The organism is Ilumatobacter coccineus YM16-304, from assembly GCF_000348785.1.
Classification (GTDB): domain Bacteria; phylum Actinomycetota; class Acidimicrobiia; order Acidimicrobiales; family Ilumatobacteraceae; genus Ilumatobacter_A; species Ilumatobacter_A coccineus.
Window position 1 is genome coordinate 1,005,374 of sequence record NC_020520.1, and the last position, 11,407, is coordinate 1,016,780.

An 11,407-nucleotide genomic window follows, 5' to 3' on the forward strand; every position below is an offset into this window, starting at 1 on the left:
CACGACCGCAGGGCGAATTGCGCTCTCGATCTAGAGTCTCGCCATGGCCCAACTGGATCTGACCAACGACGAGCTCCTCACGACGACCCGTGCGGTGCGCAAACGGCTCGATTTCGACCGCCCGGTCGAGAAGGACGTGATCCGTGAATGCGTCGAGGTCGCCATGCAGTCGCCGTCGGGTTCGAACAGCATGACCATGCAGTTCGTCATCGTCACCGACCCCGAGCAGCGGGCCGCGATCGGCGAGGTGTACCGCCAGTGCTACGAGATGTACAAGGGCATGGACGGTGTGTACGCCGGCTCGATCAAGAAGGACGGCGAGGCCGAACAGGCGCAGCAGGATCGCGTGGCGAGCTCGGCCGACTACCTCGGCGAGAACATGGGCAAGGCGCCGGCGCTGGTCATCGCCTGCACCGCGGCCGGTCGAGTCGACGGTCAGCCCGGCCTCGTCGCCGCATCGGGCATGGCCAACGTGCTCCCCGCCATGTGGAGCTTCATGCTCGCCGCCCGCTCACGCGGCCTCGGCACCGCCTGGACCACCGTGCACCTCATGATGGAGCAGCAGGTCGCCGACATCCTCGGCATCCCGTTCGACGAAGTCCAGCAGACCTGCCTCAGCCCCCTCGCCTACACCATCGGCACCGACTTCAAGCGCGCCATGCGCCCCGAGCCCGACACCATCATCCACTGGGACCGTTGGTGAGCGCTGTGGTCGCCTCCGGCGCCCGGCCGGCTGCGCCGTCCACGGCGACTTCGTCGCCACACCCCATGTCTCCGGGCTTCGCCCGGACTCGCCTGCGGCTCGACTGTGAGGTCCGGTCTTTCCCTGCGGCGGCTGCGGCGGGCGGCTTCGCCGGGTATGCCTTGCCGATGCTGCTCACGCCGGCTCGGAGCGTGGCACGTTGATGGGCCGGTCTGGGTTGGGGGCTGCGCGTCGGTCCGTCGCTCTTTCTGCCAAGGGGTTCATGCCTGAGGACGAGGGGGATGCGTTGCATTCCGCGGCGTTGACTGCGGTGGGTGATGCTCCGATGCTCGAAGTCGGGTCGTATTGCGGGCGATCGACCGTGTGGTTGGGTGACGCTGCCGAGCAGACCGGGCGTCTGCTGTATGCGGTCGATCATCACCGTGGGTCCGAGGAGAACCAGGCCGGGTGGGAGCACCACGACACCGAGGTGGTCGATCAGCGTGTCGGCAAGTTGGACACGTTGCCGTTCTTCCGGGCCACGATCCACGACGCCGGGCTCGAAGACACGGTCGTCGCCATGGTCGGGCGGTCACCGTTGCTCGGTGCGGCGTGGACCACGCCGCTGTCGTTCCTGTTCATCGACGGTGGGCACGGTGACGAGCCGGCTCGGCTCGACTACGAGCTCTGGACGCCGCACGTCGCTCCGGGTGGCACGCTGGCGATTCACGACGTGTTTCCCGATCCGGCCGATGGTGGTCGGCCGCCGTACGAGCAGATCTACCTGCCGGCGATCGAGTCGGGACGCTTCGTCGAGACCGGTGTGACCGGGAGCTTGCGCATCTTGCAGCGCGTCAGCTGAGGTCAGCTGACGGGAAGCGTCGGTTGCGTCGGCAGGGCGAGGCCGACCAGGGGCGGTCGCATGGCGTGCGGCTGCCCGTTGGGCTCGTGGAGTGTGAAGTGGCCGGCCCCGGAGGGCTCGATACTCCAATGCTGCTCGTGCAGGAAGTGGTGATGGTGCCAGCACAGCAAGACGAGATTGTCGCCGTGGGTTTCGCCGCCGTCGACCCAGTGCTCGGCGTGATGGCCGTCGCAGCCGGCGGCGGGGACTCCGCATCCGGGCCAGCGGCAGCCGTGGTCACGGATGACGAGGCGGTCGAATTGCTGATCGGTGATGGTGCGCTGTTGGCGCCCGTAGTCGACGACGGTGCCGAGCGGGTCGGTGACCATGCGGTGGAGGCCGCAGTCGCAGGCCAGGCGGCGGATGGTGTCGGCCGGGACCACGATGCGGTCGTGGTTGGTGTCGATCGTGCCGCCGCCTGAGTTGGCGGCGAGGTCGCTGTACTCGACGGTGGCGATGACCTTCGGCCGGTTGCGCTTGCGTCGCTTGGACGGCTCGGACTCGTCGTCGTTCACCGTGGTGAGGGCGATGCGGGCCAACTCGACGAGTGCGTCGGCTCGCCGTTGTGCGGCGGTGCGCTGATCGAGTTCGGCGGGGCGGGAGAGCGCTCGAATGGCTTCTCGTACGAGGGCGAGGCCTTCGGGGTCGAGCGTGCCGTCGAGGCGTCCGAGCCCGTCGAGCATCGACGACAGGTGGAGTGAGCGCTTCTCGTAGAGCTCTTGGGCGGTGCGCTCTTCACGGTCGGGGTCGGCGTGCATGCGCCACGTGTCGAGGACCATGGCGAAGTCTTTGTGCGGGAGCTCGACGGCCCAGCGGAGGAGCAGTGCTTCGTCGCGTTCGAACACGTCGGCGATGTCGGCGTGCCACGCTTCGGTGAGCAGTCGAAGCGCTGACTCGGCGAGCACGCCGTCGGCGAAGGCGGAGCGGACCGTTGGCATGTTCTGGATGCGAACGGCGAGACGGATCGTGGTCTTGCACTGCCCGATGCTCTCGTTGGAGGTGGTGGCGAGCCAGTCGGTGGCCGACCGGAATCCGCTGCTGACGTAGACGCCACGGTCGATGACCGACCACACCGCCTCGAGCTCATGCGACCGTTGGCGGCGGCGTGCTCGAACCGCATCGACCACCTCGGGCGTGGGCCCGGCCGCGTACCGCTGGGCCTCCTCCACGCACTCGATGATCGTGTTCCGATCCATACGAACAAGTGTACGACAGGGGTGCTTCAGAGTTGGGGTGATGTCACGAGATTCGAGAGAAATTTGTCGCGGATTATGATTCGGGGAGCATCACGAACGGGGGAGTTGCCATGGGAATGTCGGACAACATCGTGGAGAAGATGATCGGTCGCTATCAGGGCACGTTCATCGGCGAGACGGCGACGGTGCAGTACGCCGGGGCCGGCTTCGGGCGACATCCGATCCTGCTGGCCGGCGGCCTGCTCGGCGCGCTGTTCGGCAAGCCCCGGGTGCTCGTGGTGACCGACAAGGCCGTGCACCTCGTGAAGCAGAAGAAGGCTGAGAACCTGACGCCCGACGACGTGATCGGCACGTACCCTCGCCACGTCGAGGTGAGCAGTTCGTTCGTGTCGATCAACAAGGTGAGCGTCGGCGACGACGTGATCTACATCTCCAAGCTCGTCACCGGCCCGCTGAAAGACCTGTTCCCAGTGGCATCTACGGCGAACGAGTAGGCGTGACCCGTCTACGCGGCCGATCAGCTACTCGTTCGGTGTGCAGCGGGTGACTGTGGCGGCGGCCCGAACGACGTGTGCGAGCTGCTCGCCATTCATCGGCGGCCCCGCGGATTGCCGACGTCGTGCGATCGCCAGGCCTCCAGAGCCGTCAGGCGCTGGTCGTCGGTGAGTGCGCCCGCGAACGGAGAGTTCTGCCGGAGCTCTCGCCCGCGCAGTGAACGGTCGGTGAGCGCTGCCAGGATTTGATCGACGGAGCCGTTCAAGATGCGCTCCCACTCGTCGAGCCACTTCTTGGCCTGGCCTCGAGAATTGGGACGCATCTTGTGGAGGTTGCCGAGCGCGTCTCCGATCGTGCGGTCGGGGTTGGCGGCGATCGTGCCCGCGACGACGTAGGCGAGCCACAGGCTGCGACGCTCGTCCCGACTCAGTCGATCGGTCCTGGTCTTGAGGGCTTCGACGTTCTCGCGGGAGATCCGGCGGTGCGTGCCGATGGTGGTGAAGGGTAGATCGCCTCGGTCGCACAGGTTGACGACGTGCTGGCGCGTGCAGTTGAGAAGTTTCGCCGCCTCGCCTGTGGTGAGTAGTTCATCGCCCCGAGGCTGGAGGTCGGGGTCGCTCGTGACGCCACGCATGCCGTCAGACTATGACGGTAAACACTAAAAACACAATAGTTGAACGTTTGTTGTGTTTGTTTGGTGCGGCGCTGTTATCCGCCCGAGACGCGGGCAGTTCGCTTGGTGGCGACCCTGGGTAGTTCGCAGAGGTTGCCAAACGGGCGGGCTCATGCCATGACGGACCCTTGTGCATGGGACGGCCTTCCCCGTGGAGCGCACGGGGCATCGAACCACATCATCAGCTTGGAAGTTGCGGCGAGCCGATTTCGTCGGTGGCGTCGTGACCTGCGAAGACGTGCTGTGAGCAGGCGTTATGTGGATGTCGTCGCTGTCCAATGTGCCCGGTGGTGACCGCCGTGTCCGGCCGGTATCCGCTGTTCCGGGCACGTTGTAGGCACGAGGCCGTGAAGTACCAACTCGACGATCAGCTGCGCGCTCGGCGCAGTGCACGATATGGGTGGGATCACCCGATCGTAGTTGCCGATTTCGGGTGAGGGCTTCGGGCGACCGGGCGCGGGCGATATCGGTCGGGAGGGTTGCTATTCGCTTCCGCCCAGAATCGAGTCACCGAGACCGGGTTGCTCGCTGATCAGTGTCACACCCCGTGTGTACGTTCGACTCCAACGTGGCACCGTGCCACGAGAACGGGGAGAAGCCAAATGGTGTACATCACTGCGGTCCACATGTCGGAAGGCGACGGGCACGAGCACATTGCAAGCGTGCAATGGCGCAATCCGTTGGACGGCAACACTGGCACGTCCACAACGGCGGTCATGGTCGACTGGATCGACGACAAGAACGGTGACGCCAGGGTTCAGAGCATGCCGGAGGACGCGAAGGTCGGAACCGTCGACGGAACACCGAAGCATTTGAGGTCCTACGCCAACGGCAAGTGGACAGACAACTTGCTCGCACTTCCTCGCTTCTAAGGAGTCGTCTGAGTCGCTGTCACACGCCGGCTGGACCGCTCGCGCCCGACGATGCATCGCGTCGAGGAACCTCTGCGTGAGCCGAAGCACTGAACTAGCCCCAAACGTCGCCCCGCAGATCGGTGTACCGGCGCACCCGAACGAGCGCATCGGTGCCGTTCCCGGACGTCCCGGCATCTGACACGCTACGACAGTTGGGGTCGAGTCGCAGGTCCAGCCATCGCGGCATCAGTCGTCCCGGCCGTGCAAGAACCAGCCGCGAGATCGGGCGACGTCCGCCGCGGCGCCGAAGGCATCTCCACATTGGTTGACCAATTGGTTGAGGCTGCCGAGAGCGACGACCGAGTCTGTGTCGATGCCGTCGCTGCGTGTCAACTCGCTCAGGAGTGCGGCGTTGACCTGCTGCAGCAGGATGATCGCGCCGTGGCCGGTCTCTGCGAAGTCCGCGTAGACGGTCGCGCCCGGTGTCCGATGCGGCTTCCCTTCGATGTCGATTCGTTGGAGAGCCGCTGCGCGAGGGCCGCCGTGGACGGCGTGATTGCCGTACCGATAGAAGGGCCGCAGATGGGCGACGCCGGCAAGACCCTCAAGGTCGGCAATGCCTGGGTTCGATTTCGAGCAGATCGGGGCCGCCCAACCGAGCGGTCGCGCGAACGACTTCCCACCCCACCGGTCGACTACTTCGTCGTGCCACGCAAGGAGTATCGCCATCTCGCCGTCGGGCAACGGCGTCCTGCCAAGTGCTTCGGCATGTTCCTGGTACGCCTTCGCATCCTGGTAGTGCTCGACGGCCTCGAAGTCCCGGTATCGACGAGTGATCTCTTCGTCCGAGTCCTGAAGGACGGCTGCGATCACCGCGAGTTCGTGCAGTGTCCGATGACGAGCCTCAGCGCCCGATGGAAATCCCGTTCGCTGGAGAACGCCAACCTCGGCTGCGACGCAGCACGCACGAGCGTGGAGATCTAAGAGCGTTGACCAGACGATCGGCCGGGTGGCGTCATCGACGGTCGCCTCCGCTGCCCACCGCGCACCCTGTTCATACGACGCGTAGGCGATCGCGTCGTACAGGTCGAAGGCGTCGCCCCAGACAGCCTCAAGCGTGATCGCGAGCGTTCGACGATCGCGTCGGAGCTGACGCGCCAGGCGTGGTACTCCTTCCAGAAGGCGCTCGGTCACGCGGTCAGCGAACCGTAGGAGATCGTCGGGTGACTGAGTCGGAGTCTCTTGAAGATCTTGGCGTGCGCGACCTCTCCGCAGTCGGTCGCGAGCTGACCGCATCGATGCACTGGAGGCGCTCAGCGCGATCCGCGCTGCGCGTTCGAGTCTGAGCCTGCGATGGCGAAGCGGATGCATGCAAGGATCCTCGCAGACAGGCGGCGCGGGCTGCAGCGCGACTCAACAACGCCGGTGGCTCAATCTCGCGCACTTCGCGGAGCGCTGACGCACCGCGATGGGCGGCCCACAATGCTGTGTCAGAACGGTACGAATAAGCGATCCACAAGCAACTGCCACCGTGCTCGATGGCCGTCGTCGATGAGCGCCGACATCTCTCCCAGCGTGGTCCAGGTGGCATTCATGGCCTCGTCGTTCCGCCTGAGCGCGGGGTCGATCCGAGCTGTTTCCACCTCATCCAGTAGACGGACCTGAAGGTCAGCCCCGAGACGAGGGACGATGGCGGCCAGCACACTCAGTCGAATGGGCCGCAGGACACCGTCGGACGTCAGGAGGAGTCCCTTGGCCACGCCGTACTGGTACGCAATCGGCCACCCATCCTCGTGTTCAAGGGGCTCTACTCCATCCCCTGCGACCACGAAGGTGTCCCGACGGACACCTCGCTCGGCGACGGCAAAGCCAAGCCGCTCCAACTCTTCGTCCGGGAGTTGTTTAAAGCCAACCTCCTCCAGCCGCTGAGCAAGCAGGCCAGCACGAAACGTTGTCCCGGTGAGCTCGGCGATCAGTGTTGAAACCGAGTTCGCGAGGAGACGCTCGAGGCGGGCCAGCGCCCAGCGCACCCATGCCTCCGTGTACGAGCGCACGAGTTGGACGTCCTCATCCGCGATGACCGGCATCGTTGGCTTTCCATGACCAGCTCCGTGATCGTTGCGTAGTTCGCTCAAGCCTTGTGCGGCGGTTTGCTGTGCACTGATCAGCAGGGTGAGGCCCTTGGCCAGCGTTGCTGCCTGCACCTCGCCATCGTTCTTCGGCGTCGCACTGCCAAGCAGGGTGGACGCCTTCTTGACGAGCTTGGGGAAGTCTGCGATCTCAGGCGAGGTCGCCTCGGCGAGCACGACCTTTGCGACGCATTCCACAAGGTCCTTGCAAGCGCCGATGACGCCGCCGTGGTCGCTCGCGATCTGGGCTCGAATGCGGGACTTGTGTGCCTGAATCGCTTCCCAATGGGGTCCGTCGATGTGGGCGGGACGAGGTATCTCCATGTGGTTCCGAATGTAGCCGAATCGATGACCAGGCTTCAGGCGCTCCTGGTCCTGGCACCCGCGCAGCGGCATCGACGATGCCCGCCGACGATTCTGAGCATTTCGCCGAGCGCCTCGACTACTGCCTCACGGTGCGAACCATAAGTGATCGCAGTGGGTGGCAAGGCGCTCCTCGCAGCGGTAGATGGCGCGGTTCCCCTTCCGATGTCTGGTCCACGCATCGGACCTCGAGCCCGCACGCGTCGAGGCGGTCAACCACCGGAGCGATGCGCTGCCGGGCGACCCGCGTGCCAGCCCCGAAGGGGGCGGTCCCCCATGCGCCCACGCCGCCCTCGACCGGTTCGCGGAAGCCAGCGGTCGTCGCGCTCTGCTCGATCCACCAGTTGGCGTACTCGCCGAAGGTGATCTTGCCGGCGTCGGGATCGACCCAGTCGCCGCGGACGATGTCGGCCTCGACGGTCGACAGCCAACGACGGGCATCGGTCTTCGCAGCGAAGGTGTGGTCGGCGGCGATCTGTTTGCCGAGATGCCAGTACCGGGCTTGGTACTTGCCGCTGGGCAACTTGCGGATGCTTCCGAATGAACGGGCTCGAACCATTGCGAGGCTCCTCGTGCTCGGTGTCTGCTGGTAGGCACGCCTAGGCACGACACGCCGCTGAGACCGCTCGGCGTTACACAAACTCTCGTCAGAAACTCTCTGACCAGGGATTATGCGTGGAGCTGTCTACCGGAATGGACCCGCATCATCAGCTTGGAAGGCTGCGGTCTTCTCGCGCCATTCGCGGTGGCAATCATCTGACAGGTGTAAGAATGGCTGCATGTCGCGGTTGGCTGAGTCGTATGCGGGGCGACTGTTGATCTACGCCGTCGCAGCCGTCATCGGTTCGGCGGTTGGCTCGTTGTGGACGTGGACCAGCGATGCCTGGGTGGACGCCAACCCGTTGATCTCGGGTCCGTCGGTGGCGTTGTTCAGTCTCGGACCGACCATCGCGGTGCTCGCCGCTGTTCGCCTCTCGCTGTCCGAAGTGGCAGCCGTGGCGACCCTCCTGGCGGTGGCGATGATCGGCATGTGGTACGTGTTCGCCGGGAACGACTCGTCGACCTCGGCGTTGATCTTCATCTGGGGATGGCTGGCGGGCCTTCCTGCCGCGGCGGCGATCGTCTGGCTCGACGGCCGGCGCTCACAGAGTCAGCGCGGCCCGTCTCAAACTGGTCCGGCGGGGCAAGAGCGAAGCGATCGAGCGCACGCGAAGGCGGGGCGCCTCCGCGGGCCCGCCGTCATGGTCTGCCGGAGTAGGAGAGATTTCGCTGTACCTTCTGCGCGCGAACCGCAATAATTATTGACAATGAATGTCACCTCGTCGTCGAAGCGGGTCGGCATCGCTCTGTCGGTGCTGCTGAGCTGTGGCATCGCCACGGCATGTGGGAGCGGAGAGGACTCGGCACCGGTGGAGTCGCCACCCGTCGTCGAGGCGCCCACGTCGACCGACATCGCAACCGACGCGACCACGGTCGCGCCGACCGATCCGCCGGCGAACGACCCCACGACCGTTCCGCCGACCGAACCGCCGGCCACCGAACTGCCGCCGACCGTTCCACCCACCGACGCGCCGCCGGCCACGGAACCACCGACCACCGGGTACGAGGAACTGGGCGGCTACGGCCCGCCGACCGTCGACCTCGAGCTCACCGACGACCGCACCTCGCCGGTGGTGGAGCCGCTCGCCGACGGCGTCTACTACGCGCAAGACGCAGTGTCGGACGGGGAGGCCGTGAACTTCGAGCTCGGGCAGTGGTTCGCGTGCGACGGCAGCGGCGTGCCCGACCACCCGGAGGTCGAGTGCGTGTCGGGCTTCGGCACGCTCCTCGAACCGAGCACCACGGTGACCATGTCGCCCAACGCGGTGGTCACGGTCATCACCGGCGACCTGAGCAACTTCGATCGAGCCGACATCAGCACCACCGAGTACGCCCGACTCCTCGCCGGTGAAAGCCCGGCAGCCGACGCACCCGTTGGCTACGAGTTCACGAACACCCACACGTTCGTGCAGGTCACCGGCGGTGCCGTGGTGGCGGTGCAACAGCTCTACACGTCGTGACCGCAACAGCGCGTCGAGCGCGCCACCACGACCGTCAGGCGGTCATCAGCGCCTTGACGTGCGTGCGGTCGACGTAGAGCAGCAACAGCGCAGCGGTCGTCATCACGGTCGCGGCGGCGAGACCCATCATCGTCGTCTGCCCGGCGGCGATGAACGTTCCGCCCATGATCGGCCCGAACACGCGACCCGCGGCCATCACGGCCTGAGCATCGCCGGCTCGCTCCTGCGGGAAGTTCGACCGTGACGCCAACAGGTTGAACGCCGCCGGGATGCCCATGACGAAGGCGAATCCCCAGCCGACGAGGGCGAAGACGAACACCGGCTTGACGTGGATCGTCGGCAGCAGGAACGCGAGCGCTGCCGTGCACCCGAACCACAGCCCCGCCGGGCCACGACGGCCGACCCACTTAGCCGCCGGAATCGCCGCGAGCGCGTTGCCACTGAACACCAACGACACCGTCACCGCGGAGAAACCGACGAGGTCGGTGCCGATGGCCGCGGCGAACACGAACACCGACGAACCGCCGAGCGTGACCATGCCGAGCGAGGCCAGGATGACCCGCGCCGCACGCGTCGGAGCGTGGCGCGTCTGGTGCGGACGCAGTCGATCGACCTTCGAGATCTGATGCGCGAACGCGAGCGGCGACGCGGCCACGAACGCGAGCACGACGAACAACCATCGCAACCCGGCGGCGTCGAGCACGATCGCCACGCCTGGAGCGAGGATCACGCCGACCAACGGACCGACGACCGCCATGTCGCCGGTCTTCTGCGTGTCGCCGAATGCGTCCTGCCAGCCGAACCACGCGGCCAGACCCAACGACACGCCACTCACGAGTCGGGTGCCGCCCATCACCGCCAGATTCGGTGCCATCGCCGACGAGAGGTTCGCCACCAGGCCGAGGAGGCCGATCGTGATGAACACCGAACGAACCGGACGCAGGAACCGACCGGCAGCCCACGACGCGATGACGAAGCCCGCCAGTTGTGCGGTCGACATCCAACCCGCCGCGCCGACCGACACGTCGAACTCGTCGGAGATCGGCCCCAGCACGAAGGGCGTCGCCGTGAACACGGCCGTGCTCGACGCCATGGCGATGAGCACCGCCGGCTTGACGTTGAGACGCGCTGCCTGCAGCAGCCGAACGGGAACCTGCACTACGAGGCGACGTCGACGTCGTCGCCGAGCAGCGCCGGCTCGGGAGCCACGTACCCGTGCTCGGTGCGCAACTGTTCGCGTGCCGCGACGATGGTGTCACGAACCTGGGTACGCAGCGCGTCGAGGTCGCGCTTCGTGAGCCCCTCGGTCGGCACCGGCTCGAGCACGCGCACCTCGGCGTTGGCTCGGCCCTGGATCCACGACCCCTTGTTCAAGCAGTCGCGCGTCCCGTGGATGGCCAACGGCAGGATCGGGTAGCCGCCCTCGATCGCGATCTTGAACGCTCCCGCACTGAACTCGCGCAGCTCACCCGTCTTCGACCGGCTTCCCTCGGGGAAGATCAACACCGACGTCTTGTTGCGCAACCGCTCCTTCGCGATGTTGAGCGCAGCGATACCCGACTTCGCGTCGCCGCGGACGAGGGGGATGTCACGAGCGAGGCGCATCAACTGACCGAGGAACGGGATCTTCATGATCTCGATCTTCGACAGGTACTTCATCTCCCACGGGAGGTGCGACAGCAGCAGCATGTCGACGAAGCTCTCGTGGTTGGCGACCACCACGTACGGCTTGCGCATGTCATCGGGTGCCTCGCCGGACGTGGTGAACTTCCACAGCGGGTTGAGCCAACTGTTCGGCATGACCACCTTGCGGAACAGGTAGCCGGCGGCGTACGCGCCCTTGTCGAACGGCATCGTCACGAGCCGAACGACCGCCACCATCGGCAGCCAGATCAGCACCGACAGCCCGAGGACGAACCAGCTCCAGACCGACAGGATCATCCGCACCGGCTTCGCGTTCATCAGGCCGAGTGTAGGTCGGCACCCACTCCCGGCCGACCGTTTGGCACCCGGTCAGGTGTCGCACGAACTCGCCCGTCGGCGCGTGCGGTGAA

At 66.0% G+C, this 11,407-nt stretch carries 13 protein-coding genes; 6 read left to right on the top strand and 7 right to left on the bottom strand.

The window, feature by feature from the left end; genetic code table 11:
- Positions 1 to 43: 43 nt before the first annotated feature.
- Positions 44 to 703, top strand: coding sequence for a nitroreductase family protein (locus tag YM304_RS04560; RefSeq protein WP_015440469.1), 660 nt, complete (start codon positions 44 to 46; stop codon positions 701 to 703).
- 202 nt (positions 704 to 905) lie between these two features.
- The gene (locus tag YM304_RS04565) at positions 906 to 1,544 is read left to right on the top strand and encodes a class I SAM-dependent methyltransferase (RefSeq protein ID WP_015440470.1); all 639 of its coding nucleotides are present in this window, start codon (positions 906 to 908) and stop codon (positions 1,542 to 1,544) included.
- A gap of 2 nt (positions 1,545 to 1,546) precedes the next feature.
- Here YM304_RS04565 and YM304_RS21975 read toward each other — a convergent pair whose 3' ends face one another.
- Positions 1,547 to 2,779 (bottom strand): HNH endonuclease signature motif containing protein, encoded by a 1,233-nt coding sequence (locus tag YM304_RS21975; RefSeq protein ID WP_015440471.1) that lies wholly within the window; start codon positions 2,777 to 2,779, stop codon positions 1,547 to 1,549.
- A gap of 110 nt (positions 2,780 to 2,889) precedes the next feature.
- Between YM304_RS21975 and YM304_RS04575 the strand changes: the two genes are divergently transcribed.
- Positions 2,890 to 3,273 (top strand): hypothetical protein, encoded by a 384-nt coding sequence (locus tag YM304_RS04575; protein ID WP_015440472.1) that lies wholly within the window; start codon positions 2,890 to 2,892, stop codon positions 3,271 to 3,273.
- 95 nt (positions 3,274 to 3,368) lie between these two features.
- On the opposite strand, the gene YM304_RS04580 is transcribed toward YM304_RS04575, so the two are convergent.
- The gene (locus YM304_RS04580) at positions 3,369 to 3,908 is read right to left on the bottom strand and encodes a helix-turn-helix domain-containing protein (protein ID WP_015440473.1); all 540 of its coding nucleotides are present in this window, start codon (positions 3,906 to 3,908) and stop codon (positions 3,369 to 3,371) included.
- Positions 3,909 to 4,549: 641 nt separating this feature from the next.
- On the opposite strand from YM304_RS04580, the gene YM304_RS04585 reads away from it, so the two are divergent.
- A complete protein-coding gene (locus YM304_RS04585) occupies positions 4,550 to 4,819 on the top strand; it encodes a DUF3892 domain-containing protein (protein ID WP_015440475.1) in 270 nt (89 codons plus the stop codon).
- A 228-nt stretch (positions 4,820 to 5,047) separates the two neighbouring features.
- Here YM304_RS04585 and YM304_RS04590 read toward each other — a convergent pair whose 3' ends face one another.
- The 3 genes from YM304_RS04590 to YM304_RS04600 all read right to left on the bottom strand — a co-directional run bounded on the left by YM304_RS04590 (position 5,048) and on the right by YM304_RS04600 (position 7,852).
- Positions 5,048 to 5,995, bottom strand: coding sequence for a DUF5677 domain-containing protein (locus YM304_RS04590; protein ID WP_041298009.1), 948 nt, complete (start codon positions 5,993 to 5,995; stop codon positions 5,048 to 5,050).
- A gap of 296 nt (positions 5,996 to 6,291) precedes the next feature.
- Positions 6,292 to 7,254 (bottom strand): abortive infection family protein, encoded by a 963-nt coding sequence (locus YM304_RS04595; protein ID WP_162142034.1) that lies wholly within the window; start codon positions 7,252 to 7,254, stop codon positions 6,292 to 6,294.
- A 118-nt stretch (positions 7,255 to 7,372) separates the two neighbouring features.
- The gene (locus YM304_RS04600) at positions 7,373 to 7,852 is read right to left on the bottom strand and encodes a hypothetical protein (RefSeq protein ID WP_041298010.1); all 480 of its coding nucleotides are present in this window, start codon (positions 7,850 to 7,852) and stop codon (positions 7,373 to 7,375) included.
- Positions 7,853 to 8,072: 220 nt separating this feature from the next.
- Here YM304_RS04600 and YM304_RS24550 point away from each other — a divergent pair, with 220 nt between their 5' ends.
- Both YM304_RS24550 and YM304_RS04610 read left to right on the top strand, forming a co-directional pair.
- A complete protein-coding gene (locus YM304_RS24550) occupies positions 8,073 to 8,591 on the top strand; it encodes a hypothetical protein (RefSeq protein ID WP_015440479.1) in 519 nt (172 codons plus the stop codon).
- Between the two features lie 9 nt (positions 8,592 to 8,600).
- Entirely contained in the window at positions 8,601 to 9,353 is a 753-nt protein-coding gene (locus YM304_RS04610) for a hypothetical protein (protein WP_015440480.1), read from the top strand.
- A 34-nt stretch (positions 9,354 to 9,387) separates the two neighbouring features.
- Here YM304_RS04610 and YM304_RS21980 read toward each other — a convergent pair whose 3' ends face one another.
- Entirely contained in the window at positions 9,388 to 10,512 is a 1,125-nt protein-coding gene (locus YM304_RS21980; RefSeq protein WP_015440481.1) for an MFS transporter, read from the bottom strand.
- On the bottom strand, positions 10,512 to 11,315 hold the full coding sequence (locus YM304_RS04620) for a lysophospholipid acyltransferase family protein (protein WP_015440482.1): 804 nt from the start codon (positions 11,313 to 11,315) through the stop codon (positions 10,512 to 10,514). The genes YM304_RS21980 and YM304_RS04620 overlap by 1 nt, the downstream gene beginning before the upstream one ends.
- Positions 11,316 to 11,407 lie beyond the last annotated feature (92 nt).

What these genes read in the sequence shown, in the direction of transcription:
- YM304_RS04560 (WP_015440469.1), top strand. Translation starts at nt 44, where the DNA reads ATGGCCCAACTGGATCTGACCAACGACGAGCTCCTCACGACGACCCGT.
- YM304_RS04565 (WP_015440470.1), top strand. Translation starts at nt 906, where the DNA reads ATGGGCCGGTCTGGGTTGGGGGCTGCGCGTCGGTCCGTCGCTCTTTCT.
- YM304_RS21975 (WP_015440471.1), bottom strand. Translation starts at nt 2,779, where the DNA reads ATGGATCGGAACACGATCATCGAGTGCGTGGAGGAGGCCCAGCGGTAC.
- YM304_RS04575 (WP_015440472.1), top strand. Translation starts at nt 2,890, where the DNA reads ATGGGAATGTCGGACAACATCGTGGAGAAGATGATCGGTCGCTATCAG.
- YM304_RS04580 (WP_015440473.1), bottom strand. Translation starts at nt 3,908, where the DNA reads ATGCGTGGCGTCACGAGCGACCCCGACCTCCAGCCTCGGGGCGATGAA.
- YM304_RS04585 (WP_015440475.1), top strand. Translation starts at nt 4,550, where the DNA reads ATGGTGTACATCACTGCGGTCCACATGTCGGAAGGCGACGGGCACGAG.
- YM304_RS04595 (WP_162142034.1), bottom strand. Translation starts at nt 7,254, where the DNA reads ATGGAGATACCTCGTCCCGCCCACATCGACGGACCCCATTGGGAAGCG.
- YM304_RS04600 (WP_041298010.1), bottom strand. Translation starts at nt 7,852, where the DNA reads ATGGTTCGAGCCCGTTCATTCGGAAGCATCCGCAAGTTGCCCAGCGGC.
- YM304_RS24550 (WP_015440479.1), top strand. Translation starts at nt 8,073, where the DNA reads ATGTCGCGGTTGGCTGAGTCGTATGCGGGGCGACTGTTGATCTACGCC.
- YM304_RS04610 (WP_015440480.1), top strand. Translation starts at nt 8,601, where the DNA reads ATGAATGTCACCTCGTCGTCGAAGCGGGTCGGCATCGCTCTGTCGGTG.
- YM304_RS04620 (WP_015440482.1), bottom strand. Translation starts at nt 11,315, where the DNA reads ATGAACGCGAAGCCGGTGCGGATGATCCTGTCGGTCTGGAGCTGGTTC.